We start from the raw sequence: 25,116 nt of genomic DNA on the forward strand, positions 1-25,116 counted from the left end.
GATGCTCACCGTCAGTCGACGAGTTCGGCCAGGCGCTTCTTCATGGCCTGCTCCACGCGGTCGGCGTACACGTTCATGTTCCGCACCGAGGTGTTGAGCTCCTGGGAGAGCTGCGTCTTGGTCTGGCCGCCCCACGTGGTGAGGTACCAGGTGGCCCAGCCGAGCACGTTGGGCTGACCGGCCCGCTGGTCGCGCCGGGCCTCGGGGTCGGGTGCGCAGGCCGCGGTGAGGGCGTGGGAGAGCAGGGTCTGCTCCGCCTCACCCATGATCTCGTCCGGGGCCTCCGAGGAGTCCGGCAGCAGGACCTCGGTCGCGTCCGGCCCGCCGTCCAGGGACTGCAGGTTCCGCAGCCCGTTGAGGGTCGCCACCGTCTGGGAGTTGCGGCGCAGCGTGGCCACGCTCTGGCCCATGTAGGCCGCGAGCTCCTTCTCGCTGGGGCGCCGCTGGTGCTCGGTGATGAAGGCGGCGATCGCCTTCTGCTGCTTGTGCTCGGTGTCCGCCGCGGTCCGGCCGTGGGCATTGCGGCCCAGGTCGTGCACCCACTTCGACAGCTGGGTCGCGAGGAAGGCGCCGAACGGGACGCCCTTGGTCTCGTCGTACTGCGCGACGGCCTTCAGCACCCATTCGTAGACCTGCTGCCCCAGGTCGTCCGGGTCGGGCAGGTGCAGCCGGATCGTGCTCATGTTGCGCTGCAGGCGCTTGAGGCTGACCGGTCCGTAGTGCCGGCAGAGGTCGGTCAGGAAGTCGGCGGGCAGATCCCGCGGTGCCCGGCGCCGGACGTCGGTCTCGGCACGCAGGCCGATGGTCGAGGACCCGTGCCGGGCGGCCCAGGCGCGGATCCAGTCGGCCAGGACGGCGGCGGACCCGCACGCGCCGTCGACGCGGTAGAGGCCGTCGCCCTGGTCGTAGGTGACCGTGACGCCGTCGGGGAGCTCGCTGCGGAACTCCGCCAGGGGCAGCTCGTGGTCGACGCGGAAGTGGACGCGGTCGCGGGGGGTGATGGGTGCCAGCACCCAGCCCTCCGCCTCGGGGATGCCGCCGAAGACGAGCGGCTGACGGATGCGGTGGCGGGGGTCGGTACCCGCGGGCCCGGCGGACATGGGCATGGCGGTCGACGTCGGGGCCAGCGATGTCGGGGACAGGGCGTTATCGGTCACCGGTTCTCCTGGGACTACGGGGAAGACGGACCACGGGGAAGGTGGCCCGGGAAGTTCCGGGGAGGCCGTCAGGCCGGGATGCGCTCGCCCGGCCCCGGCATGCGGGGCGAGGGAACGGGGAATGCCGGCGTGGTGGGGAGGCCTTCGAGGACGTCGGCGGCGGGGACACCGGCTGCGGCCTTGTCGAGGAGCATCGCCGCGGCAGCGCGCTCGGCGCCGCTCGGCTCGGCCGTGTAGACCGGCATGTGGTCGTACAGCGACGCGAAGATCGCGCTGACGAACGCGTAGGCGGCCTGGGCCTGGGGCGAGAACTTCGCCACGGCGGCCCGGGGCCCGAGGTCGACGCCCACGGTCACGCGGACGACGCGGTCGTCCTTGCTGAGCCCGGTCACGGCGAAGGAGACCGCCTCGTGCTCGGCGGCCAGCGCCGAGAGGGCGGCCAGGCACTTGCGCGTCGCCCCACGCCGCGGGCGCAACTGGACGTGGACGACCACCGACTCCGGCTCGCCCTGCTCCATGGCCTGTGCGTCTGCTGCACTGCGTTGCATTCTGATCGCCCCCTGTCACGTGCTTGAGGGGAAATCTGCCCTACGGCCTCGGCATCGAAGGGCACAACACTCGCCGTGTCATACGCAGTTATGGGCCAATGCTTCGGCAGATGTTGCCCGTGTCGCTCGCGAACAGCGTCTGAGGAGCCACACGTTGGCATCGTCTGCCAAAAGACGTCCGCGGCTCGCCATGCAGATCTGTCAGTCGGACGCAGCGTCCGCCGGGTCGTCGACGGTCTCGCCGGTGGCCGCAGGAGGGGCGAACGCCGCGAGCGCCCCCAGGCTGTCGGCGGTCACCTGGGCAGCGAGGAGGTTCGCCTCGGCGATCTGCCGGTAGACCTCCTCGCGGTGGATGGCGACCTCGCGAGGAGCTTTGAAGCCGAGCCGGACGGTGCCGCCCCGAACCTCGACGACGTGGACCTCGATGTCGTCCCCGATGCGGATGGTCTCGCCGACGCTGCGGGTCAGTGTGAGCACGGATACCCCTCCATGGGTGTGTGGTGGCCGTCCTTGGCGTTGAGCAGGCGGGTGCGCCGTAGCGCGGGAGCTGCGGCTGCACGATCGCACAGCCGCCCTCGACAGTTATCGGCGCAGTGGCCCCCTGATGGGATGCGCCCCGTCCAGGAGGACGACCTGGCGGGCCAGGTGCGACTCCTGGTTCACGACCACCGGCGCCCGGAGGTTCGCCGTGGCGGCCCCGACGTCGCCGTCCGGAACGGTCACCAGGCAGTAGAACCGGGCCTCGGCGGGGGCGGCGAGGCCCAGCTCGACGTGCACGGCGGCGGGCAGGGTCGGTGCGTAGTCGGGGAAGTACGCCCGGGCCGGGATCGCGAGGAACCGCGGCCCGTCCGGCGCCACGGACTGCAGCCAGAAGAGCCGGCCGCCGTCCTCGGCGGCGACCAGCACGTAGTCGCTGTGCCCCGGGAAGCCGGGCAGCGGTTCCACCAGGTGGAGTGCCTGCACCGCGGGGACGGCGGCCGCCGGGGCGGCCGCGCGCCCGGGGACGGACCTGCGCTCGGCGAGCACCGCCCGGGACGGCGTCATGCGGGTACCTCCGCGCATGCGGCGGATCGAGAACGGCCGGCCATCAGCGCAGGTAGTCCATGAGCGTGGGCGAGATCGCCTTGGCCGTCGCCTGCAGCGCCGCCTGGTAGCCGACCTGCTGCATCTGCAGCCGCATGATCGTGTCCGGCAGGTCGACGTTCTCCACGTCGCCGAGCTGGATCTCCAGCGACAGCGCCAGGTCGGTGTTGATCTGCTGCTCGCGGTCGATCCGCGCCTGTCGCGCGCCGACATCGGCGACGCCGCCGAGCATCCGCTTCATCGCCGTGTCCAGGTCGTCGAGCCCCTGCCCGAGCGCCGCCGGGTCGTTGACCATGTCGTCGGCGATCCGACCGACCAGCGCGAACAGGTCGTCCCCCGGCGGCCCGAAGGCCTCCGGGCCGGTCAGGTCGACCCGGACCGACTCGGTGAACGACACCCGACGCATGACGTCGGCGCCGCCGGCCCCGGCGATGCCCAGGTAGCCGCCGGTGTCACTGTCGTACGCCTTGGCGCCGGTGCTCACCCCGCCGAAGAGGGGGCGCCCCTGGATGGTCGTGTTCGCCAGGCCCAGCAGGCTCTCCCGCAGCGAGGCCACCTCGGTCGCCAACGCCGTGCGGCTCGCCTCGGACGAGTTGCCGGTGCTGGCGCCCTGGGTCGTGAGGAACTGGACCCGCCGGGTGACGTCGAGCATCTGCTGGAGCGTGGAGTCGGTGATCGACAGCCAGCTGTCGGCATCGGAGATGTTCCGGCCGAACTGCTCGACGGCTGCCTGGTCCGACCGGGTCTGCATCGCCTTGTTGGTGCCGGTGGGCGAGTCCGACGGCGCGTTGATGGTCCGGCCGGAGGTGAGCCGCTCCTGCAGCCTGGCGACCGCGTCGAGGTTGCGGTTGAGGCCCTGCAGGCTGGTGAGGCTGACCGCCTTCTGCGTGATGCGCACTCAGATCACAGCCCCACGCGGCCGGTGCGGTTGATCAGCACGTCGAGCAGCTCGTCGATCGCGGTGACCAGACGCCCCGCAGCCGAGTACGCGTGCTGGTAGGACAGCATGTTGGTCATCTCCTCGTCGAGGTTCACGCCGGCCACCGACTCCCGGGAGGCGTCCACCTGCGTGGTGATCACCGACTGGATGCCGAGATTGCGCTGCGAGACCGCCGACTGGACGCCCAGCTCGACGATCATCCTGCGGTAGGCCGCGTCCGGCGAGCCGGCTCCGTTCCCCAGCTGCCCCAGCTTGTCGGCGTTGCCGTGGTCGAGGTTGGGCGTGCCGGGCCCGATGGACGACGCGGCGACGCGCTCCGGATCTGTGAGCACGACGGTGATGGACGCCGCGGTGATCGCTCCGCCGGAGGAACCCAGGAGCGGCCCACCAGGGAGACCGCTCAGGTCGTAGCCGTCGGCGTGCGCGGCGTTCAACGTGTCCGCGAGCGCCACGGCGATGCCGTCCAGGTCCGCCCGGTAGGTGGGGAGGATCGAGTTCAGGGCGCTCAGCTGCCCACCGGCCGTACCCCCGACGGAGACGGTGAGGTCACCGACGGCGGTCACCACCCGCGGCGGGTCACCACCGGTGGCGGTGGGGTCGGTCGTGCCCGCCACCTTGAGCTTGGACGCCACCCCACCGGACACCAGGGTGACGCTGCCGACGGCGACGTCCACGACGCCGTCGGCCTGCGGGCGGACCGACACCCCGACCTGGTCGGCGAGCTTCATGACCAGCAGGTCGCGCTGGTCGGTGAGGTCGTTGGCCGGCAGGCCGCTCTGCGTGGCCCGCTGGATCGCCGTGTTCAGCGTGGCGATGGTGCCGGCGGCCGCGTTGACGTCGTCCACGAGGACGCCGAGGCTGTCGCGGGTCTGCTCCCACTGCCCGTCCAGCTGGGCGCGGCTGAAGTGCAGCCCCCCGACCAGGGTTTCCAGTCGCTTGAGCACCTGGCCGCGGGCCGCGGGGTCCTCCGGCTTGTTGGCGACGTCCTGCCACCCGCGCCACATGTCGGCCATCAGGTTCTGCAGGCCGGTCGTGCCGGGCTCCCGGAACGCCTGCTCGACGAGTTCGTAGGCCCCGGTCTCCGCGGTGAGCCGGGCGCTGTTGGCGTGCTCGGTGTGGCCGCGCCCCTCGAGGAACGCATCACGGATCCGGGTGACGTCATCGGCGTTGACTCCCCCGCCGATGCCCGAGCCGACGGAGTAGAACGCGGGCACCGCGCTGCCGCCGATGGCCTTGAGGTCCACGCGCTGGCGGGAGTACCCCTCGGTGTTGACGTTGGAGATGTTCTGGCCGGTGACGTCGAGCGCCCGCCGCTGGGCCCAGAGGGCCGTGTTGGCGGTGTTCAGGCCGCTGAAGGTGCTCACGTCAGAGTGCTCCGTCCAGGGTGACCGCCCGGTGGGCACCGTCGGCGTGCCGGCCGGTGGCGCCGTAGGTGCCGGCCGAGGGGGTCCGGGTCTGCAGGAGGACGTCGCCGATGGCGGCGAGGCCACCCTCGACGAGCTCCCGGTTGGCGTCGGAGAGGCTGCGCAGGTCGGTCATCAGCGCCAGCAGCGCCTCGTGGTGCTTGGCGAAGAGGTCGCCCCAGGGCGCGGGAGCGGCATCGGCGACCTGCCGCAAGGAGGGGTCGGCGCCGATGCCGAGGGACAGCGCGATGGCCTCGGTGGCAGCGGCCCGTTCGACCTCCAGGGTGCGCAGCTGGTCGAGGATCACCTCGATCTCGTGCGCGATGCGCGCCAGCCAGCGGGTCTTGCCCGTGAGGATCAGGTACTGCTTCTCCTCGGCCTTGAACAGCAGGAGGTCCAGGAGCTCCTGCTCCCGCCACAGCAACGACGACAAGCGCTGGTAGTCCACGTGTCCACCGCCTCTCCGTCGTCTCGCTCCGCCGCCACCGGGGTACGCCCGGCGCGTTCTTCGTCGACCTGGCTTCGGCACCCGCCGGAGCACCCTCAAGCCGAAGCCGCCAAGTGGGGCTCAAGTTCGGGAGGAAATGTGCCGAGGGCGGTGCCACCCCGTCCCCGGTCAGCCGAGAAGTAGGGCGTGAGCCCAGCCCGTGCCGTCGCGACCGAGCGCTTCCACCGTGAGCGGGTCCCCGTCGAGCGAGGTGCATCCGGCCGCACCGCGCACCCGTCCAAGGCGCACGGCCAGGCGCAGGTCGACGCCCTCGTCACCGCGCACCTGCCTCTGGCGTCGTTCGCGGTGAACGCCGTCGCCGCGCGCATCTCGCTGCCCGCACACGTCAGCCGCGAGGACCTGTTGTCGTGCGCGCACGTGGCGCTGGTGGAGGTGGCCAAGCGCTTCGACCCCTCGGCCGGCGCGACCTTTTCCACCTACGCTCTGGCCCGGCTGCAGGGCGCCGTCCTCGATGAGCTGCGCTCCGGTGACTGGGCCAGCCGCTCGGTGCGCGCTGCCGCCCGGCGCACCGACGCCGCCGCCGACGCGCTGACGATCTCGCTGGGTCGGCCGCCGACCCGCGAGGAGCTGGCCGCCAGCCTCGGGGTCCCGCGGACCGAGCTGGACAGCCTGCAGGTCGACGTCCACCGCGCCGTCATGGTCAGCATCGACGCCGAGACCACCGCCGACGGCGGCTCGCTGGACCTGCCCGACACCGGGGAGTCACCCGAGCGGGTGTTGCTGCGCGGTGAGCGGGCCCGGCACCTGCATGCGGCGATCCGGGCCCTGCCCGACCGGCTCGACGAGGTGATCGAGCGCAATTTCTTCGGTGACGAATCACTGACCGACATCGCCAGGGACCTCGGCGTCACCCTCTCTCGCGTCTCGCAGATGCGCGCCCGGGCGCTGACCCTGCTGCACGCCGCGATGAGCGAGGTGTGGGAGGGCCGGACGGTGCCGGCCGACGGCGGGGTCCGGGCCCGCAACCAGCAACTCGCCTACGTCGACCGCGTGGCCGGCCGCAGCGGGACCCCGGCGCCGCGCATCCCGTGGTCCCCGTCCCCCGAGGGCGCCGCGCGCACCGCCTGACCCGGCCGAGAAAAAGTCGCGCTCTCGGCTCAAGACCCTGCCGTCCCGAGCCGAAGACCTATGCGTACCACCCCGCAGCACGGATGCAGCGGGAACCATCAAGGCCTGAAATCCAAGGAGGATCATCATGGGTCTGCGCATCAACCAGAACATCGCCGCCCTCAACGCTCACCGGAACCTGTCGATCACCGACAACCAGATGAACAAGTCGCTGGAGAAGCTGTCCTCCGGCTTCCGGATCAACCGTGCCGCCGACGACGCGGCCGGTCTGGCGATCTCCGAGGGCCTGCGCTCGCAGGTCGGTGGCCTCAAGGTCGCCGTCCGCAACGCGCAGGACGGCGTCTCCGTCGTGCAGACGGCGGAAGGTGCTCTCACCGAGGTCCACGCCATCCTCCAGCGGGTGCGTGACCTCACCGTCCAGGCGGGCAACACCGGCGTGGTCACCGAGACCGCCCGCGGCTACATCGCCAAGGAGGTCAACGAGCTCGCCGGCGCGTTGACCGACATCGCCAACCGGACGGACTTCAACGGCACCAAGCTGCTGAACGGCAGCGCCTCCAGCCTGACGTTCCAGACCGGTGCCAACGGCGGCGAGACGGTCAGCGTCAGCCTGAGCAACGTCACCACGGTGGCGACGGCGGTCTCCGGCGTGGCCACGAACATGGCGGCCTCGGGCACGTACAGCGCGTCGGCCGACCTGGCGACGATCGACAGCCAGATCGGGACGGTGTCGCAGTCCCGCGCCACCCTCGGTGCCTCGCAGAACCGCTTCGAGAGCACCATCAACTCGCTCAACGTCTCGATCGAGAACCTGAGCGCGTCGGAGAGCCGGGTCCGCGACGCCGACATGGCACAGGAGATGGTCGGGTTCACCCGGGCCCAGATCCTGTCCCAGGCCGGCACCGCGATGCTCGCGCAGGCCAACCAGGCCTCGCAGGGCGTCCTGTCGCTGCTCCGCTGATCCCCGATCAGCTGAGCAGCTGAGGAGCAGACCCTCAGCACCACCCCGGGTGAGGGGGGAGGCCCTCGTGCCTCCCCCCTCGCTCGCTTCGTCCCTCGTCCGTCGACCCAGGAGCCAGTGACATGACGATGAGCATCAACACCGGCCTGGTGTCCGGGATCGACGCCGGGTCACTCGTCAGCCAGCTCCTGCAGGTCGAGGCCGCCCCCCAGACCGCGCTCAAGTCCCGGCTGGCCACCAGCCAGGTCACCGCCAGCGCCTACCGGACCGTCAACAGCGCACTGCAGGCCCTGACCACCAAGGCCGGATCGCTGCTCGAGCCCGATGGGTTCAGCAGCGCCAAGGGCAGCAGCACCTCCACCGGCGTGACCGTCACGACGACGTCGTCGGCCACCCCGGGCTCGCTGACCTTCACCGTCGCCAAGGTCGCCACGACCGCCGCCAGCGTGAGCGCCGACCGCTGGGCGACGACGAGCGACCCGGCGGGAATCACCACCCTCGACATCCGCAGCGCCGACGGGAGCACCAGCAAGGGCACCGTCGCCCTGGACGGCACCGAATCGCTCACGCAGGTCGCGGCCAAGATCAACGCCGACAGCGCTCTCGGACTCACGGCGTCGGCCGTGCAGGTCGCACCGGGGCAGTTCGCGCTCCAGATCAGCGCGAGCACGTCCGGCCAGGCGGCCGGCTTCTCCGTCGTCGGCAACAAGACCTTCGACCCCACCAGCATCGGCCAGGACGCCGAGCTGACGGTGGGCGCCGACACCGCCACCACCACGGCCTACACGATCCGCTCCGCGAGCAACACGTTCGAGGGGGTGCTGGCCGGCGCGACCTTCACGGTGACGAAGGAGGAGACCACGCCGGTGACGGTCACCGTCGCCGCGGACCCCGACGCCGTCGCGAGCAAGGTCTCCTCGCTGGTCGACGCGGTCAACAACGCCCTGTCCACGATCAAGACCTACACCAACAACGCCCAGGGCAGCACCGCCGCGCTGCGGGGCGAGTACGCGGTCACGTCGATCAGCAGCCAGCTTCTCCAGGCGGTGTCCGACGCCGTCGGCAGCGACGGCTCACCGGCCCGGATCGGGATCGAGCTCACCCGCGACGGCACGATCGAATTCGACGCGGAGAAGTTCACCGCCGCCCTCCAGACGACGCCCGACCTCGCCCAGCGGCTGGTGACCGGTTCGGGGACGAGCGGCGATCCGGGTGCTGTCGCGGGAATCGCCGGACGGGTCCGCGAGGTGGCCGAGATCGCCTCGAACGCGACCACCGGCACGCTGAGCTCCCTGGCCAAGGGCCAGGACTCCCTGGCCCGCGACATCAAGGACCGCATCGCCGACTGGGACGTGCGCCTTGCCAAGCGCAAGGTGACGCTCACCCGCCAGTTCACCGCCATGGAGACCGCGCTGAGCTCCCTGCAGAACCAGTCCAACTGGCTGGCCGGTCAGCTCAGCTCGCTGCCGTCGTAGTCCTGACGCCGCCAGTCCCGCCCGCTCGACTCTTCGTTCCAGGAGCCCTTCCCGATGAGTGCCGCTTCGCTTCGCGCCCGCTACCTCGGTGACGCTGTCGCCACCGCCTCACCGCAGCAGGTGCTGGTGATGCTCTACGACCGGCTGGCCCTCGACCTGGAACGGGCCCAGGCCGCGGTCTCCGCCGGGGACCGGGCCGGGACCAACGAACAGTTGCAGCACGCGCAGGCGATCGTCCTCGAGCTGCTCTCGAGCCTCCGGGTGGATGCCTGGGAGGGAGGTCCCCGGCTGGCGGCCCTCTACAACTGGCTGAACGGCGAGATGGTGCAGGCGAACGTGAAGATGGACGGCAACCGCATCTCGGCCTGCCGGCAGGTCGTCGAGCCGCTGCGCGACGCGTGGCGGCAGGCCGCTGCCTCGCTGGTCGGCGCCTCGTCATGACCGGGGTGAGCCCGGTGGGTGGCGGGTCCGCCGCGGGCTTCGGCTACACCCCCTACACACCGCCGTCGGCATCGGAGGGCTCCGGCAAGCGGCAGCGGGAGCGGGAGCGGAAGGAGCGTCGCGCACCGGTCGACTGGCACGACGCCCTCACCGAACTGGAGGGGGAGGTCCTCGCCGCGGAGCAGACCCTCGCCCGCGGCCGGGCCGAGGAGATCGCCGCCTGGGGACGACGCTCCGAGGACTGGGTGCCCCCCGCCGGGCTCGGCCCACTGCCCGAGGACCTGCGCGAGCGGGCCGCCCGGCTGCTGCAGCACCAGCTGGCGGTCGCCGAGGCGCTGGTCGAGCGGATCACGCAGTCCCAGAAGCAGCGCGACGTCGCCGCTCGCATGTCCTACGGCGCCGAGCGACCGGTCGCGTCGTTCATCGACCGAGCGCTCTGAGCTCATCGCCGTCCACCCCGGATTGCCGTCCCTGACGGAACCCGTCGGGTGCATCGACTGCCGATGACATCAGGGGCGTGCCGGGACCTGAGGCCGGGCCCGTCCCGCGCGGCCGATCCGCCGGTAGCAGCTCCAGACAGAAGGGTTCCCCCATGCGCGTCCTCCTCACCCACGCGATCGCCAATGGCTCCACCTACTACCGCATCGAGGAGCCGGCCCGAGCGGTGCAGGACGCGGGCCTGGGCATCGAGGTCGCCGTCGCGCGGGGTATCACCACCACGGTCCGCCCGCTGTCCGACGGCGCCGAGCCGGAGGTGGCCGAGGCCGACGCCCAGGGCGCGGACGTCGTCGTCCTCCAGACCCCCAAGACCGCGGCGATGCTCCAGACCCAGCGCGTGCTCCAGGCCCAGGGCGTCGCCGTCGTCGTGGAGATCGACGACCTGCTCTCCGGGGTGCCCTTCGGCCACATGGGGCACGACGCCCTGATGCGGCACCGCATGGGTGACTTCACGCTCCAGGCCGCCCGCGAGGCGGACTTCGTGACGACGTCGACGCCGCTGCTGCTCCAGGAGTACGCCAGGCACGGGCGAGGGGCCGTCATCGAGAATGCCATCCCCCGGCGGATCGCCGAGCTGCCGCCGGCGTACGAACGGAGCGCGGGAACCGTGACGATCGGGTGGACCGGCAACGTCATGGGCCACCCCTACGACCTCCAGGAGATGGGGTCGGGGCTCCAGCAGGCGCTGGACCGGACGGAGTCGGAGAGCCGGCTGCTCATCCTCGGGCAGAAGTGGGACCTCCGGGAGCGGTTGGGTCTTCCCGAGGAGCCGGACGAGGTGCCGTGGCTCATGAACGTGGACTCCTACGTCGCGCGGATGGGTGAGCTCTTCGACATCGGCATCGCCCCCCTGCGCGTGGACCGGTTCAACACGGCGAAGAGCTGGCTCAAGCCCCTGGAGTACTCGGCGCGGGGCGTCTACTGCGTGCGCGCCCGGACCGACGAGTACGAGCGGCTCGGGCTGGGGATGCCGGCCCGGTCGGCCAAGGACTGGGCGAAGTGGCTCATGCTCGGGGTCAAGGACGGCGACCGGCAGCGTGAGGTCGCGGCGGCGGCTCGCGAGCAGGTCCTGGCCCACCACCTGACCGAGCACACCGCCGAGCGGTGGGCGGCCGCCTGGCGGACGGCACGTGACAACCGGACGCGCGCCCTCGGCGGCGGCCGCCTCGTTCCCGCACGTTCCTGACCGACCCGTTTCCTGAACGCCCCGTCGCCGGCTCCCGGCGGCGGGGCGTTCGTGCATGTGCGCCCAGGATCGGCCGCCCACGGGCCGGTAACCACGAAAGCCGACAACTCCCCCGTCCCGGTCGGCTCAGGACACGGCCAGGTCACCGCTGGCCACACCCGCCACGGTCACCCCATCCGGCCACCGGTGTCCCTCGCGTGGCGGAGCGAGGGTCAGCCCGGCCGGGCCGGATGCCGATGAAAGAGCTGCACGGACAGCACCACCTCGCCATGGATCGGCGGACCCCGCACTCGCTCGCGAGTGCCCTTCCGCGTACCCCGGAGGTCGAACGTGTCCTGCTGCGCCCGTCGGCGACCCGCTCCATGATCGGCGAGATCACCCCCGCCGCGCTGCACGCCAGCCTCTCGGGGCTGGCTCAGCGCTCGCGGGTCACCGCCGACAACCTCGCGAACGTCAACACCCCGGGATTCCTCGCCGGCCGAGTCGACTTCGAGTCCTCGCTGCGCGGCGCCCTGCGCAACGGCGAGACCCCCGAGATCAACGGTGGCACGGTCGCTCGCTCGCTCGAGCCGACCAACACCAACGGCAACAACGTCAACCTCGACGCGGAGACGCTGATCGCCACCGAGACGGGCCTGCGCTACCAGCTGGCCCTGAACGCGCTCGACGGCAAGTACAACAGCATCCGCACCGCCCTCAGGACGCAGTGAGATGGCCATGTTCGACACGCTCGGGATCTCCGGGTCCGGCCTCATGGTCCACCGCAAGTGGCTCGACGCCGTCTCGGACAACATCTCCAACATCAACACGGTCCGGCGCACCGACGAGGACGCGTTCCAGGAGCGGTTCATCGTCGCGCAGTCGGTGGACTACGGCTCGGGGGAAGGCGGCGTCCGCGTCGCACGCGCCGAGTTCGGCGACCCCGAGGGCCGCATGGTCTACCAGCCCGACCACCCGCTCGCCGACGACGAGGGCTACGTCAAGTACCCCGACATCGACCTCGGTGACCAGATGACCCAGCTGCTGATGGCGCAGCGCGGGTACCAGGCGAACCTCGCGGTCGTGGAACGCGCCACGAACATGTACCAGGCTGCGCTGCAGCTCGGGAAGGGCTGACCATGACGTCCCCCATCGGCGGGATCGTCCCCGTCGGCCTCGGCGCGATCGGCGGCGTCACCGAACCCGGTGTCCAGGCCGGCGCGGACGCCGACGGCTTCGCCTCGGTCCTGGCATCGACGTTCGACAGGCTGCAGGGCACCCAGAACGCCGCGGACGTCCTCGGCGCGAAGGCCGCCACCGGAGACCTGAAGGACGTGCACGACTACATCATCGCCAGGACCGAGGCGTCCCTGGCCACCGAGATGGTCGTGACCTTCAAGAACAAGGCCGTTGAGGCCTTCAACGAGATCATGAGGATGCCTGTCTGATGAACGCGGCACTCGCCGGGACGATGGAGCGCGCCCGCTCCACGTTCTCCACGATCAGCCTGGGGCAGAAGGTCGTCATCGGCCTTCTGCTCGTCGGGCTGCTTCTCGGCGGGTTCTTCTTCTTCCGCTGGATCACCACCCCCACACAGGCCCCGCTGTTCTCGAACCTGGCCTCCACCGACGCGTCGGCGATCGTCGACGAGCTCAACGCGGCAGGCGTCGCCTACGAGCTCACCGACGGTGGCCAGACGATCTTGGTGGCCAAGGACCAGGTCTACGACCTGCGCCTGACCATGAGCGGCCAGGGACTGCCGGCCGGCCAGGACACCGGGTACGCCCTCCTGGACGAGCAGGGGATCACCACCAGCGAGTTCCAGCAGCAGGTCACCTACCAGCGGGCCCTGGAGGGTGAGCTCTCCAAGACCCTCGAAGCGCTGGAGGGCGTGCGCTCCGCCGTCGTCCACGTCGCGCTGCCCGAGGACGAGGTGTTCGTGACCGAGGAGGCGAAGCCCACCGCCTCCGTGCTGCTCGACCTGACGCCCGGCACCGCCCTCTCCGGCGAGCAGATCCAGGCGGTCACGAACCTGGTCTCCTCCAGCGTCCAGGACATGGCGCCCGACCAGGTCACCGTCGCCGACTCCACCGGCCAGGTGCTCTCGGCCGCCGGCGAGGGCATGACCGCGGCTGCCGGCGACGCCCGGTCGCAGGTCGAGCAGGAGTACCAGAACCGGCTGGCCGCGAACGCACAGCAGATCCTCGACCGCGTCGTCGGCCCCGGGCGCGCCGTGGTGTCGGTCCGCGCGGACGTGGATCTGGCCCAGCGGGACACCACCTCGGAGACCTACGTCTACGAGGAAGGCACACCGCCGCTGTCGGAGAGCACGACCGTCGAGGACTACGTCGGCGGGGGCGCCCCGGTCGGCGGGGTCCTCGGGCCGGAGAACATGCCCGACGCCGCGGAGAACGCCGGCGGTGGCGAGTCCACGTACAACAAGGAGTCGACGACGGCGAACAACGCCGTCGGCAAGACCACGGAGGTCATCCAGGGCGCGCCCGGCGGGCTGAACCGGCTCACCGTCTCCGTCGTCATGGACGAGGCGATCGCCGGCAACCTGCCCCAGCAGCAGATCCGCGAACTCGTCGGGAACGCGGTCGGCCTGGACGAGGCCCGCGGTGACGACATCACCGTGGCCGCCCTCCCGTTCGACAACACTGCGGCGGAGGCTGCGGCGGCGGAGATGGAGGCGGCCCGCGAGGCCGACGCCGCCGAGCAGATGTGGTCGATGATCCGCACCGGTGGCATCGCCGCCGGCATCGCGCTCGTCGTCCTCATCGTCTGGCTCCGCTCGCGCCGCCGCGGGGACGTCGAGGAGGACTACGAGCCCCTCGAGCTCACCGACGACATGCTCGCCGAACTCGACCGGCTGCGCGTCGCGAGCAGCCGCGACGAGGTGCGGATCGACAACCGCCAGATGGAGCTCGAGGCCGCCGAACGGCAGAAGGTGCGGGGGGAGATCTCGGCCATGGTGAACGAGCGCCCGGACGAGGTCGCGGCCATGCTGCGCGGCTGGCTGACGGAGAGCAAGTCGTGAGCGAGCTTGCGAGCTCCGCAATGAGCAGAGCATGGCTGGTCATGGCCACGACGAGCGCCAGCGAGGAGCGGTCATGACGCTGGCTGGTATGGAGCAGCTCCTGGGCGGGGCGGCCAACCTTCCCGCCGTCCCGGAGACGTCGCGCGCCGAGCTCCCCGGCCTGCGCAAGGCCGCGATCTTCCTCGCCCAGATGTCCAAGGAGGAGGCCGGCGCGCTACTGACGCAGCTCCGCCCCCGCGAGGTGGAGTCGCTCACCCGCGAGCTGATGCGGCTGGGCTCGGTGGAGGCCGAGGACGTCGACGGCGTCATGAGCGAGTTCCACAGCCTCATGACCGCCCAGCACTTCATCGGCCGCGGCGGCGTCGACTTCGCCCGGGAGATCCTGGCCGCCGGCCTGGGCGAGGACAAGGCCGAGGGCATCCTGTCCCGGCTGAACGTCGTCTACACCGAAGTGCCGTTCGCCTCGCTGCGCAATGCCGACGTCCGGCAGCTCGTCACCTTCCTCAAGGACGAGCACGCCCAGATCATCGCGCTGGTCCTCGCCCACCTCACGGCTGCCCAGTCGGCCGAGGTCCTCTCCGGGTTCGCGCCCGAGCAGCAGGCCGAGGTGGCCCACCGGATCGCCACGATGGACCGGACGTCGCCGGAGATGGTCCGCCTCGTCGAGGAGGAGCTCGGCCGCCGGATGGGCTCGCTCCTGGCGCACCAGGACATGACCACCGTGGGTGGGGTCGAGACCCTCGTGGAGATCATCAACCGCTCGCCGCGCCCCACCGAGCGGTCGATCCTGGAATGGCTGGACACCACCGACCCGGAGCTCGCCGCGCAGGTCCGAGACCAGATGTTCGTCTTCGAGGACATCGTCACGATCGACGACCGCTCTCTGCAGCAGGTGCTGCGCGAGGTCGAGGCCAACGACCTGGCGACCGCGCTCAAGGGCGTGCGACCCGACGTCCGCGACAAGGTGGTCCGGAACCTCTCCGAGCGCGCTGCCGAGAACCTCAACGAGGAGATCGAGCTGCTCGGCCCGGTCCGCACCCGCACCGTCGAGGAGGCGCAGGCCAAGGTCGTCGGGATCATCCGCACGCTCGAGGAGCAGGGTGTCCTGACGCTGACGCGGGGACAGGACGATGAGTTCGTCGCGTGAGGGCGTCCTGCTGCGCGGCGACAGCGCGCAGCGGGCCACCCCCTATCGGGACGCGCCCCGGGAACCTCACCACCAGTCGACCCCGGTCCAACGTCCGGAGCAGACCATCGAGCGGCGGTCGACCATCCGGCGTGCTGCCGACCTCCCGGTCGTCGGCAGCGGGCCCTCGTTCCGGCTCGGCGACGTCTACGCCGAGGAGCTGGCGCGGCTGCGGCAGCACGCGCACGCCGAGGGCTTCACGGCCGGCCACGCCGAGGGCATGACGGCGGCGGCTGCTGTCGTCGCGGAGACCGAGCGGGTCGCCGCCGAGCGGCTGGCCGACGTGCAGGCCCGGTGGGAGCGACGGATGGCGTCGGCGACCGCCGCCCTCGCCGCGGCCGCCGCACGCCTCGAGGAGGCGGGTGTGCCGACGGCGGACGAGATCCGCGAAACCGTGCTCGGCACCGTGCTCACGCTGGTGGAGGACCTGCTCGGCCGCGAGCTGGCCCTGGCCGACTCCCCCGTCCTGGACGCCGTCCGGCGCGCCCTCGCGCTGGTACCGGCCGATGCTCCGGTCGTGGTGCGCGTCCACCCCGACGACCTGGGCGAGCTCCCGGCCGAGGTCCTCGCCGAGCTGCCGGACACGGTCCGGGTGATCGGCGACCCGTCCATCGAGCGGGCCGGCGCCGTCGCCGAGACCGGCCCCCGGCGGATCGACGCCCAGCTCGGCGCCGCGCTCGAGCGCGTCCAGGCGGTGCTCAGCACATGACGCCACCCGCCGCCCCTGCGATGTTCCCGGCCACCGTGCTCACCCGCGCCCGGGCCGCCGCCCGCCCGCAGGTGACCGGCTCGGTCGCCGGCGCCATGGGCCTGACCCTGAGCGTCGACGGCATCCGCGCGGCCGTCGGCGATCTCGTGGAGGTCAACCCCGGGTACCGGCCGCTGCTGGCCGAAGTGGTCGCCGTGGGTCGCGACCGGCTCACCTGCATGCCGCTCGGCACCTTGTCCGGGGTCCACGCGGGCGCGCCGGTGCGCGCGACGGGCATGCCGCTGCAGGTGCCGGTCGGCGAGGCGCTGCTGGGCCGGGTCCTCGACGGCCTCGGCCGGCCCGTGGACGGCGGCCCGCCGCTGGACTCCCGCGTCTCCTTCGTCGACCTCTCCAGCGAGACGCCACACGCGCTGTCCCGCACCCGCGTCGAGGAGCCGCTGACCTTCGGCGTCCGGGCGCTGGATACCCTGGTGCCCTGCGGCAAGGGTCAGCGCCTGGGCATCTTCGCCGGCTCCGGCGTCGGCAAGTCCAGCCTGCTGGCCCAGATCACCCGCGGCACCGACGCCGACGTCCGGGTCATCGGACTGATCGGCGAGCGTGGCCGCGAGGTGCGCGAGTTCCTCGAGGAGAACCTCGGCGCGGAGGGGATGGCGCGCACCGTCGTCGTCGTCGCCACGTCCGATGAGCCGCCGCTGGTGCGGCTGAAGGCGGCCTTCGTGGCCACCCGCATCGCCGAGTCGTTCCGTGACGAGGGCCGCGACGTCCTGCTGCTCATGGACTCGATCACCCGCACCGCCATGGCCCAGCGCGAGGTCGGCCTGTCGGCGGGCGAGCCCCCGGCGACGCGCGGCTACCCGCCGAGCGTCTTCGCGATGATGCCGCAGCTGCTGGAGAAGGCCGGGACCGGCGTCACCGGCTCCATCACCGGCCTCTACACCGTGCTGGTGGAGGGTGACGACCACAACGAGCCGATCGCCGACACCGCCCGCTCGATCCTCGACGGGCACATCGTGCTCACCCGCACACTCGCCACGACCGGCCACTTCCCCGCCATCGACGTGCTGGAGTCCATCTCCCGGGTGGCGACGGCGGTCGTCCCGCCGGAGCAGATGGCCGACGCCCGGGAGATCCGCCGGCTGATGGGCGCCCTGCGCGACGTCCGCGAGCTCATCGAGATCGGCGCCTACCAGGCCGGCAGCGATCCGCTCGTCGACCGGGCCCGCGCGCTCGCCCCCACCATCGAGGCCTTCCTCCAGCAGCCCATGGGTGAGTCCACCCCGGCGGAGGAGGCCTGGGGCTGGCTGCAGCGCATCGTGAGGAGCGCATGAAGCGCGCGACGTTCCGGCTGCAGCCGGTCCTCGAGCTGCGCCGCACGGAGGAGCGGGCCGCCGCGGCGGCCGCAGCGGATGCGGCGAGCACCGCGGCCGACGCCGACCGCCGGGCCACCGAGTACGAGACGGTGCTGGCGACCGCGGTCCTCCCCCGGTCGCTACCCGTCGGCCAGTTCCTCGCCGCCATGACGATGCTGCGCACCGCGGCCACCAACGCCTCGGACGCCCGTGCCCTCGCGACCGCCTCCGCCGAACAGTCGGAGCTGGTGCGTGCCCGCTGGACCGCGGCCGCGCAGCGGACCAAGGGCATGGAACGGCTCCGCGAGCGCCACATGGCCGCGCTCCGGCACGCCGAGGACGCCGCCGAGGAACGGGCCGTCGACGACCTCGTGACCGGCCGCGCGGGACGGTCGGCCGCCCAGCCTGCCGATGACAGTGCCGAGGACACGGAGCAGGAACACGAGACCGGGGAGGTGCCGTGGAGGGTGTGACCCAGGTGCAGGCCCGGATCAGCGAGATCCAGGGCCGGTTCGTGCACCGCCCCGCGTCGACGTCGGCCAACTGGGCGAGCGCCGCCGCTGCCGCCGGTCTCACCGGGACGAGCAGCGCGACCTTCTCCGGCGCGGGAGCGACCGCTTCGGAGAGCGCCGTCGTGGCGGAGGCGCAGAAGTACCTGGGGGTGCCCTACCTGTGGGGTGGCACCGACCCCAGCAAGGGCCTGGACTGCTCCGGCTTCACCCAGCTGATCTACGAGAACCTCGGCATCGAGCTCCCCCGGACGTCCTCGCAGCAGGCGACCAGCGGCCAGGCCGTGGCCTCCCTCGCCGAGGCCCGCCCGGGCGACCTGGTGTTCTTCGACCACTCCTCGTCGCGGGCCGGCATCGATCACGTCGGCGTCTACATCGGCAACGGGAAGATGATCGCCGCCCCTCAGGCCGGCGAGGTCGTGAAGGTGCAGGACGTGGGCAGCCCGACGGTGATCCGTCGCGTGCTGCCCGCGCAGAGCGCCGGCGTCCCGGCCATGCCCGCCGGTGGCGCGCTCGCCGGAGTGCCCTACGCCGACCTGTTCACCCGGGCCGGCGCCCGGCACGGGGTGGACCCCTCACTGCTCGCGGCCGTGGCGTCGAAGGAGTCGAGCTTCAACGCCTCGGCGGTCTCCCCGGCGGGTGCGCAGGGCCTCATGCAGTTCATGCCGGCGACCGCCAGTGGCCTGGGGGTGAACGCGCTGGACCCGACGTCGGCGATCGACGGCGCCGCGCGCTACCTGAGCAGCCTGACCAAGCAGTTCGGCTCCACCGAACTGGCCCTGGCCGCCTACAACGCGGGGCCGGGCACGGTCTCCCGCCACGGTGGCATCCCGCCCTATCCCGAGACCCAGAACTACGTGCGCGCGGTGATGAGCAAGGCGGAGGCCTACCGATGACATCTCTTCCCATCCACTCGGCCGCGAGCACGACCCGGGCGCGAACGGCGGGCGGGGTGGACGTGCGCGGCTCGTCCGGTGCTGCGCCGTTCGCGTCCGCACTCGACGACGCCCTGGCCGCGGACCGGTCGCGGGGCGGCTCCCAGCGCTCGACCGAGCGTCGCAGCACTCCGGAGGACCGCGCGGCCCAGGCGTACGACCGTGCCGCGGAGGCCGGCGCGCGGGCCGCCGCGGCGCGGGCGCGCGCCGCCGAGCGGGCCGACCGGGCCGATCAGCGCGATTCCCCGGCGGACCGGGCTGCGGAGAGGACGGACCGCGCTGTCGACCGGGCAGCGGACGCCGGGGCGAGCGCCGAGGCCCGCATCCCTGACGCCACCGGCGAGGCGGCCTCCGCCGACACCGCGGGTGCCGCCATCGAGGTGCCCGGGGGCGGCGGCGAGACCGCCGCGAACACGGCCTCGGCCGGGATCCCGACCTTCTGGGCGATGGCCCTCGGCGTCCCGCAGACCACGGCCGCCCAGGGCGAGGTCGTGGCGACCACCACCGGCGACGTCGCCGTCCCGACGGTCACCGCTCCCGCACCGACGGGCGCGACGGACGCGGACGCGGCCGTCCCCCCTCCCCTCGTCCCGGTCGCTGCGGGGTCCACCCCGGGCGCGACCCCGGCGGCGTCGGCTCCGGCCACCGCCCCCGGTTCCGCACCAGCAGCCGCTGCCGCGCCGGCCGGTCTCGCCATCACCGCCGAGGTGGCGCAGCCCGGCACCTCGACGACGCCGCTGCTCACGACCGCGCCGAGCACCCAGCCGGCCGCGGCACCCGTGCCCTCCACGACCGACGCGGCATCTCCTGCGGTGCCCGCCGTCCCCGTTCCGACCGCCACCGTCCCGTCCGCCGGGGCGACCGCGGCAGCCGCCCCGGTCGTCGTACCGGTCCCGGCCACCGGTGCGGCACCGGGAACCTCGTCCGGCGGGGAAGCCGCTCCGGTCGCCACCGCTACCGGCACCCCGGTCGCCCCCATCGCTGCGGCGGGTTCCGGCGGGGCCCTCTCGTCCGGCGCCGGGAACCCCGGCAGCGGGTCCGGGAACCCGGGCACGCCCACCGGGGACGGCTCGGCCGACGTGACCCCGCTCGCCTCGGGCACGGGCCCCGCACCGGCGGCCGGAGCTCCGGCTGCCGTCTCCGGCGCGACCGGCGCGGCGGCGGCCATGCCCGTCGGCTCCCAGGTCGCCCGCCAGGTCGCCGTGCTCGGTCGCGGACCCGACGGCGCTCAGACCATGACCCTCGTCCTCACCCCCGAGAACCTGGGCCCGGTCGAGGTCTCGGTCACGTTGACGAAGGGAGCCGTCGACCTCACCCTCCGCGGCGCCCACGAGCTCGGCCGGGCCGCGCTCCTCGACGGACTGCCCGACCTGCGGCGGGACCTCGAGGCCGCCGGCCTGAACCCCTCGCGGCTGGAGGTCGACCGGGACACCGGCGGGTCCTGGCTCTCCCGCCACGCCCAGCAGCAGGCCGAACAGCAGGCGTTCGGGCAGCGCGGCCACCAGCAGGACCGGGGCCAGGAGCCGGGCGACCGGTCACGACCATGGGGCGTCCCTGCCGATACCGCAGTCAGCGGACCGACCCCGAGTTCCCAGCGATCCACGTCGTCCGGCGTGGACCTGCGCGTCTGAGCGAAGGAGTGACCGACCGATGACCACCCCAGGCGTGACGGGGACAGCGGGGACCTACTACACCCCCGCCTCCTCCACGGTCGACCGTCCGGACCAGATGGGCAAGGACGTCTTCCTGCAGCTGCTGGTCGCCCAGATGCGGTACCAGGACCCGGGAAACCCGGTCGACAGCAGCCAGATGATGTCCCAGACGGCCGTCTTCAGCCAGGTCGAGAAGCTGGAGCAGCTGGTCAACCAGAACGCATCGCTGCTGGTCCTCCAGGAGTCCGCCACGGCCGGCGCCCTCGTCGGGCGGACCGCCACCTACACCGACGAAGCGGGCGAGTCCCGGACGGGCCTCGTCTCCTCGGTCCGTCTCGCCAGCCGCGGCAGCGAGGCCGTCGCCGTCATCGACGGCGTCCCCATCCCCGTCGGCCGACTCACCGAGATCGCGGAGACCACGGCGTCCTGATCGCCCCGACCCCACCGACTGACCCGCCGTCCGGCGGACCACCACCTGAGGAGCTCCTCCCCATGCTTCGTTCGATGTTCTCGGCCATCTCCGGCCTCAAGGCCCACCAGACCAAGATGGACGTCACCGGCAACAACATCGCCAACGTCAACACCGTCGGCTTCAAGAGCAGCCAGACCGTCTTCCAGGACACGCTGTCCCAGATCATCCGCGCCGGCGGCGCCCCCGCCGAGGACCGGGGTGGCACGAACCCGGCGCAGGTGGGGCTGGGCGCCAAGGTCGCCGCCATCACCACGAACTGGACCCAGGGTGCGACCCAGTCCACCGGCCGCTCCACCGACTTCATGATCGAGGGCGACGGCTTCTTCGTGACCCGTGGCGCCGGTGGCGAGCAGCTGTTCACCCGCGCCGGCTCCTTCGACTTCGACGCCACCGGCAAGCTGGTCACGCCCGACGGCTCGGTCCTGAGGGGATGGATGGCGGGCGCGAACGGAGAGGTGAACCCCAACGGCCCGGTCGTCGACCTGTCGGTCCCCTACGGCCAGATCGTGAACCCGGTGGCCAGCACCAGCGGCAAGGTCGCGGGCAACCTGTCCGCGGAAGGTGGCGCCCCGGTGCAGACGGCGGTCACGATGTACGACGAACTCGGCGTCGCGCAGAACATCTCCTACACGTTCACCAAGGATCCCGCGCCGGCGGTGAACGCCTGGACGCTGTCCGTCGCGCACACCAGCAACGCCGAGCCGCCGGTCGTCACCACGCTCGGCACCGCGCCCGTCACCTTCAACGCCGACGGCACGCTGGCCTCCGCCGACACGGTGACCGTCCCCCTCGCCGGCCTGGCCAACCCGAGCTGGACCGGGGACCTGGACATCGACCTGGCCGACGTGACGCAGCTGGGTGGCAAGAGCGACGTCAAGGCCGACGGTCAGGACGGCTTCGCCATGGGCAGCCTGCAGTCGTTCGGACTGAGCAACGACGGCACGATCACCGGGGTCTACTCGAACGGCCTGCGCCAGGCGCTGGGCCAGCTGGCGGTCGCCTCGTTCAACAACCCCAGCGGGCTGGAGAAGGCCGGCAGCTCCTCCTTCCGGGTCGGGGACAACTCGGGTGCAGCGGCCATCGGCCTCGCCGGTGTCGGTGGCCGCGGCGATCTGGTTTCGGGCGCACTGGAGATGTCGAACGTCGACCTCGCCGAGGAGTTCACCGGCCTGATCGTGGCCCAGCGCGGTTTCCAGGCCAACAGCCGCGTCATCACCAGCTCCGACGAGATCCTGCAGGACCTGGTCAACCTCAAGCGCTGACGTCACAGGTCCAGGTCTCGACGGCGAGAGCTGGACTGCTCCTCCGGCCTTCTGCACCGATCGCCGGACCGGGTGGCCCGGTCACTCCTCGGGGGTGGCCGGGCCACCTGCCTTTCCGCGGCATCCCGGGCCTCCGCCGTCGTCCCCGCGGGGCATTCGGCTCAAGGAAAGGCCCAGGTGAGCCGATGAGAAGAGTGCTGTTCCCGCCCGCTGTTCCCGCCACCCACCCGCCCCCACCGAGCAAGAGGACCGAACCGTGATCCGTGTGACGCGCCTGAACGGTGAGCAGTTCGCGCTCAACCCCGACCTGATCGAGCGGGTGGAGGCGCACCCCGACACGGTCGCCTTCCTGGTGGACGGCACCAAGTACGTGGTCAAGGAGTCCGTGGACGAGGTGCTCCGCGAGATTCGCGAGTACCGCGCCGGCATCCTCGCCACCTCCTACGAGATGGACCGCGGCGAGTACCGCGCACCCCAGCGCGACAGCGTGACCGGCGACTCCTCGGTCGTGCCGTTCCCGAGCCGAGAGGAGCGCTGACCCATGGATCCGGCCACCCTGATCGGGTTCGTCATCTCACTCGTCGCGCTGCTCGTCTTCATGGTGATGGAGGGCGCGGACCCGATGTCGCTGCTCTTCCTGCCGGCGATCATCCTCGTCATCCTCGCCACGTTCGGCGCCGCGGCGTCGAGCTTCACGATGGACGACCTCAAGAAGATCCCCGCCTGGTTCAAGATGGCGGCGATGCCGGCGAGGGTGCCCAAGGCGGGAGCGCAGATCCAGACGCTGGTCAGCCTCGCGGAGAAGGCCCGCAAGGAGGGACTCCTCGCGCTGGAGGCGCAGGTCAAGAGCATCGACGACCCCTTCCTGCGACGCGGCCTGCAGATGGGCATCGACGGCACCGACCCCGAGGAGCTGCGCGCCGTCCTCGAGGGCGAGATCTCGGCGAAGAAGTCCGAGGACAAGGTGGCGGCGAAGTTCTTCAACCAGATGGGCGGCTACGCCCCGACCATCGGCATCGTGGGCTGCATCGTCGGGCTCATCAACGTCATGGGCAACCTCAGCGACCCCGAGTCGCTGGGCCCGATGATCGCCGCGGCGTTCGTCGCCACCCTGTGGGGCGTGATGGCCGCGAACTTCTGGTTCCTGCCCATGGGGGCCAAGATCCTGCGCGTCAGCGAGCTGCAGGCCGCGCAGATGGAGCTGCTGGTCGAGGGCATCACCGAGATCCAGGCGGGCACCAGCCCGCGCGCGGTCCGCCAGAAGCTCAGCTCGCTCATCCCGCCGAGCGAGGTCGAGCGGGAGGCGGCATGAGTTCGGCGCCGCATCCCGGCCGCCGACGCGCCAAGAAGCACGAGGAGGAGGAGCACGAGAACCACGAGCGGTGGATGGTGTCCTACGCGGACATGATGACGCTGCTGCTCGTCCTCTTCATCGTGCTGTACGCGATGAGCCAGGTGGACAAGTCGAAGTTCGCCGCCCTGGCCAGCGGGCTCTCCGAGAGCTTCGGCGGACCCATCACGGCCCTCCCCGGGCCGACCCCCGAGAGCTCGGTGCTCGAGGGGCTCCCCGGCGCCATCGACATCGCCTCGGCGATCCCCCCGGACCCCGCGGTCCAGCAGGCCCAGGTCGACGCGGCGGCGGCCGCGGCCGCGGCCGAGCGGGCCCAGCGGGTCGCCGCCGAGGCGGCCAGGGCCTACGACGACCTCGCGGCCGCCCGGGACAGGATCGCCGCGGCGCTGGCGGCCGCCGGCTACGCGGATGCGGCGCGCTTCGAGATCGACGAGCGCGGCCTGGTCGTGCACATCGTCGCCGACGAGGTGCTCTTCGACGCCGAGCAGGCCGACCTTCGGCCCGAGGGCCGGCAGATCCTGGACGCCGCCGCCCCGGCTCTGGTCGGGCTGCCCAACGTGCTGCGCGTCGAGGGGCACGCCAACCACCTGCCGGTCACCGCCGGAGGACGGTGGCCCTCCAACTGGGAGCTCTCCGGCTACCGGGCCAGCACCGTGCTGCGCTACCTCGCCGGAGGCGGCGTCCCCGAACCACGGATGTCGGCGACGGGCTACTCCTCCACGCGCCCCCTGGTGCCGGAGTCCGATCCGAACGCCCTCTCGGTCAACCGACGTGTCGACATCGTCGTCCTGTCCACCGCCTCGGCAGAGGCCAACGCGCTGCTGCCGGGCATCGATGCAACTCACCAGGCCACCCAGCAGGAGGCAACACCATGAGCAAGGACAAGAGCGCCGAGACCGACGAGGCCGAGGCCAAGGGCGGCAAGAAGAAGCTGCTCATGATCGTGGGCGTCCTGCTCGTCGCCGCAGCCGGGGCGGCGTACTTCTTCCTGTTCGCCGCGCCCGGCGAGGCCGAGGCCGCGGCGCCCGAGCACGGCGGCTACACCGCACTCGAGCCGGTGGCGGTCAACCTCGCCGGCGGCGGCTATCTCAAGATCGGGGTCACCCTCGACTACACCGTGGCCGCCGCCGGTGGCGGCCACGGCGGCGGCGGCGTCGACGGCGCCAAGGCCTACGACCAGATCATCTCCACGTTCTCCCAGGCGAGCCCGGCCGACGTGACCGGTGCCCGCGACGCGCTCAAGGAGGCACTGGAGCAGAAGATCATCGAGGCGTACACCGAGGACGGCGTGCAGATGGTCATGGGCATCTACTACACCGAGTACGTCACCCAGTAGGTCCCCGCCGATGTCCTCCGGCCCCACCCGGGTGGCCGGAGGACGTCACGCGACGAGCACGCCACGCA

29 protein-coding genes are annotated in these 25,116 nt (G+C 72.0%); 22 read left to right on the forward strand and 7 right to left on the reverse strand.

Annotation, left to right across the window (positions count from 1 at the left end):
* Positions 1–11: 11 nt before the first annotated feature.
* From FHU33_RS20330 to FHU33_RS20360, 7 genes are all read right to left on the reverse strand, one after another.
* A complete protein-coding gene (locus tag FHU33_RS20330; RefSeq protein ID WP_246064037.1) occupies positions 12–1,157 on the reverse strand; it encodes a sigma-70 family RNA polymerase sigma factor in 1,146 nt (381 codons plus the stop codon).
* A gap of 68 nt (positions 1,158–1,225) precedes the next feature.
* A complete protein-coding gene (locus FHU33_RS20335; protein WP_246064039.1) occupies positions 1,226–1,675 on the reverse strand; it encodes a hypothetical protein in 450 nt (149 codons plus the stop codon).
* A gap of 231 nt (positions 1,676–1,906) precedes the next feature.
* Positions 1,907–2,182 carry a carbon storage regulator CsrA gene (gene csrA, locus FHU33_RS26530; protein ID WP_142027435.1) on the reverse strand — a complete coding sequence of 92 codons (276 nt, stop codon included), beginning with the start codon at positions 2,180–2,182 and terminating at the stop codon, positions 1,907–1,909.
* Positions 2,183–2,287: 105 nt separating this feature from the next.
* Positions 2,288–2,749: a flagellar assembly protein FliW gene (gene fliW / locus FHU33_RS20345; RefSeq protein WP_142027436.1), complete on the reverse strand. Its 462-nt coding sequence runs from the start codon at positions 2,747–2,749 to the stop codon at positions 2,288–2,290.
* 43 nt (positions 2,750–2,792) lie between these two features.
* The gene (flgL, locus tag FHU33_RS20350) at positions 2,793–3,686 is read right to left on the reverse strand and encodes a flagellar hook-associated protein FlgL (protein ID WP_142027437.1); all 894 of its coding nucleotides are present in this window, start codon (positions 3,684–3,686) and stop codon (positions 2,793–2,795) included.
* 5 nt (positions 3,687–3,691) lie between these two features.
* A complete protein-coding gene (gene flgK / locus FHU33_RS20355) occupies positions 3,692–5,092 on the reverse strand; it encodes a flagellar hook-associated protein FlgK (protein WP_142027438.1) in 1,401 nt (466 codons plus the stop codon).
* A gap of 1 nt (position 5,093) precedes the next feature.
* On the reverse strand, positions 5,094–5,579 hold the full coding sequence (locus FHU33_RS20360) for a flagellar protein FlgN (protein ID WP_142027439.1): 486 nt from the start codon (positions 5,577–5,579) through the stop codon (positions 5,094–5,096).
* A gap of 186 nt (positions 5,580–5,765) precedes the next feature.
* Here FHU33_RS20360 and FHU33_RS20365 point away from each other — a divergent pair, with 186 nt between their 5' ends.
* The 22 genes from FHU33_RS20365 (at position 5,766) to FHU33_RS20470 (ending at position 25,048) form a co-directional block, all read left to right on the forward strand.
* Positions 5,766–6,707 (forward strand): sigma-70 family RNA polymerase sigma factor, encoded by a 942-nt coding sequence (locus tag FHU33_RS20365; protein ID WP_142027440.1) that lies wholly within the window; start codon positions 5,766–5,768, stop codon positions 6,705–6,707.
* A 127-nt stretch (positions 6,708–6,834) separates the two neighbouring features.
* The gene (locus tag FHU33_RS20370) at positions 6,835–7,668 is read left to right on the forward strand and encodes a flagellin N-terminal helical domain-containing protein (RefSeq protein ID WP_142027441.1); all 834 of its coding nucleotides are present in this window, start codon (positions 6,835–6,837) and stop codon (positions 7,666–7,668) included.
* Positions 7,669–7,790: 122 nt separating this feature from the next.
* On the forward strand, positions 7,791–9,143 hold the full coding sequence (fliD, locus tag FHU33_RS20375; protein ID WP_142027442.1) for a flagellar filament capping protein FliD: 1,353 nt from the start codon (positions 7,791–7,793) through the stop codon (positions 9,141–9,143).
* Between the two features lie 54 nt (positions 9,144–9,197).
* Positions 9,198–9,584 carry a flagellar export chaperone FliS gene (gene fliS / locus FHU33_RS20380; RefSeq protein ID WP_142027443.1) on the forward strand — a complete coding sequence of 129 codons (387 nt, stop codon included), beginning with the start codon at positions 9,198–9,200 and terminating at the stop codon, positions 9,582–9,584.
* Positions 9,581–10,024 carry a hypothetical protein gene (locus FHU33_RS20385; RefSeq protein ID WP_142027444.1) on the forward strand — a complete coding sequence of 148 codons (444 nt, stop codon included), beginning with the start codon at positions 9,581–9,583 and terminating at the stop codon, positions 10,022–10,024. Before fliS ends, FHU33_RS20385 begins: the two co-directional genes overlap by 4 nt.
* Before the next feature lie 152 nt (positions 10,025–10,176).
* Positions 10,177–11,268 carry a glycosyltransferase family protein gene (locus tag FHU33_RS20390; RefSeq protein ID WP_142027445.1) on the forward strand — a complete coding sequence of 364 codons (1,092 nt, stop codon included), beginning with the start codon at positions 10,177–10,179 and terminating at the stop codon, positions 11,266–11,268.
* A 236-nt stretch (positions 11,269–11,504) separates the two neighbouring features.
* The gene (gene flgB / locus FHU33_RS20395; RefSeq protein ID WP_246064041.1) at positions 11,505–11,978 is read left to right on the forward strand and encodes a flagellar basal body rod protein FlgB; all 474 of its coding nucleotides are present in this window, start codon (positions 11,505–11,507) and stop codon (positions 11,976–11,978) included.
* Position 11,979: 1 nt separating this feature from the next.
* A complete protein-coding gene (gene flgC / locus FHU33_RS20400; RefSeq protein ID WP_142027446.1) occupies positions 11,980–12,384 on the forward strand; it encodes a flagellar basal body rod protein FlgC in 405 nt (134 codons plus the stop codon).
* Positions 12,385–12,386: 2 nt separating this feature from the next.
* A complete protein-coding gene (gene fliE, locus FHU33_RS20405; RefSeq protein ID WP_142027447.1) occupies positions 12,387–12,695 on the forward strand; it encodes a flagellar hook-basal body complex protein FliE in 309 nt (102 codons plus the stop codon).
* Positions 12,695–14,287, forward strand: coding sequence for a flagellar basal-body MS-ring/collar protein FliF (gene fliF, locus FHU33_RS20410; RefSeq protein WP_142027448.1), 1,593 nt, complete (start codon positions 12,695–12,697; stop codon positions 14,285–14,287). The genes fliE and fliF overlap by 1 nt, the downstream gene beginning before the upstream one ends.
* Positions 14,288–14,360: 73 nt before the next feature.
* On the forward strand, positions 14,361–15,434 hold the full coding sequence (fliG, locus tag FHU33_RS20415) for a flagellar motor switch protein FliG (RefSeq protein WP_142027449.1): 1,074 nt from the start codon (positions 14,361–14,363) through the stop codon (positions 15,432–15,434).
* Complete coding sequence (locus FHU33_RS20420; protein WP_142027450.1) at positions 15,418–16,182, forward strand: FliH/SctL family protein; 765 nt, start codon at positions 15,418–15,420, stop codon at positions 16,180–16,182. Before fliG ends, FHU33_RS20420 begins: the two co-directional genes overlap by 17 nt.
* On the forward strand, positions 16,179–17,510 hold the full coding sequence (locus FHU33_RS20425; RefSeq protein ID WP_246064042.1) for a FliI/YscN family ATPase: 1,332 nt from the start codon (positions 16,179–16,181) through the stop codon (positions 17,508–17,510). The genes FHU33_RS20420 and FHU33_RS20425 overlap by 4 nt, the downstream gene beginning before the upstream one ends.
* Positions 17,507–18,004, forward strand: a complete 498-nt coding sequence (locus tag FHU33_RS20430; protein WP_142027451.1) for a flagellar FliJ family protein — start codon at positions 17,507–17,509, stop codon at positions 18,002–18,004. Before FHU33_RS20425 ends, FHU33_RS20430 begins: the two co-directional genes overlap by 4 nt.
* Positions 17,992–18,936, forward strand: a complete 945-nt coding sequence (locus tag FHU33_RS20435; protein ID WP_142027452.1) for a lytic transglycosylase domain-containing protein — start codon at positions 17,992–17,994, stop codon at positions 18,934–18,936. Before FHU33_RS20430 ends, FHU33_RS20435 begins: the two co-directional genes overlap by 13 nt.
* Positions 18,933–20,606 carry a flagellar hook-length control protein FliK gene (locus FHU33_RS20440; RefSeq protein WP_142027453.1) on the forward strand — a complete coding sequence of 558 codons (1,674 nt, stop codon included), beginning with the start codon at positions 18,933–18,935 and terminating at the stop codon, positions 20,604–20,606. Before FHU33_RS20435 ends, FHU33_RS20440 begins: the two co-directional genes overlap by 4 nt.
* 19 nt (positions 20,607–20,625) lie before the next feature.
* Positions 20,626–21,057, forward strand: coding sequence for a flagellar hook assembly protein FlgD (locus FHU33_RS20445; RefSeq protein WP_142027454.1), 432 nt, complete (start codon positions 20,626–20,628; stop codon positions 21,055–21,057).
* Between the two features lie 62 nt (positions 21,058–21,119).
* Positions 21,120–22,361 carry a flagellar hook protein FlgE gene (locus FHU33_RS20450; RefSeq protein WP_142027455.1) on the forward strand — a complete coding sequence of 414 codons (1,242 nt, stop codon included), beginning with the start codon at positions 21,120–21,122 and terminating at the stop codon, positions 22,359–22,361.
* Positions 22,362–22,617: 256 nt separating this feature from the next.
* Positions 22,618–22,899, forward strand: coding sequence for a flagellar FlbD family protein (locus FHU33_RS20455; RefSeq protein WP_142027456.1), 282 nt, complete (start codon positions 22,618–22,620; stop codon positions 22,897–22,899).
* A gap of 3 nt (positions 22,900–22,902) precedes the next feature.
* Positions 22,903–23,673, forward strand: coding sequence for a motility protein A (locus tag FHU33_RS20460; RefSeq protein WP_142027457.1), 771 nt, complete (start codon positions 22,903–22,905; stop codon positions 23,671–23,673).
* Positions 23,670–24,587, forward strand: a complete 918-nt coding sequence (locus FHU33_RS20465; RefSeq protein ID WP_142027458.1) for an OmpA/MotB family protein — start codon at positions 23,670–23,672, stop codon at positions 24,585–24,587. Before FHU33_RS20460 ends, FHU33_RS20465 begins: the two co-directional genes overlap by 4 nt.
* The gene (locus FHU33_RS20470; RefSeq protein WP_142027459.1) at positions 24,584–25,048 is read left to right on the forward strand and encodes a flagellar basal body-associated FliL family protein; all 465 of its coding nucleotides are present in this window, start codon (positions 24,584–24,586) and stop codon (positions 25,046–25,048) included. The genes FHU33_RS20465 and FHU33_RS20470 overlap by 4 nt, the downstream gene beginning before the upstream one ends.
* Positions 25,049–25,116: the final 68 nt, after the last annotated feature.

Origin of the sequence: Blastococcus colisei, from assembly GCF_006717095.1 — a bacterium.
Taxonomy (GTDB): domain Bacteria; phylum Actinomycetota; class Actinomycetes; order Mycobacteriales; family Geodermatophilaceae; genus Blastococcus_B; species Blastococcus_B colisei.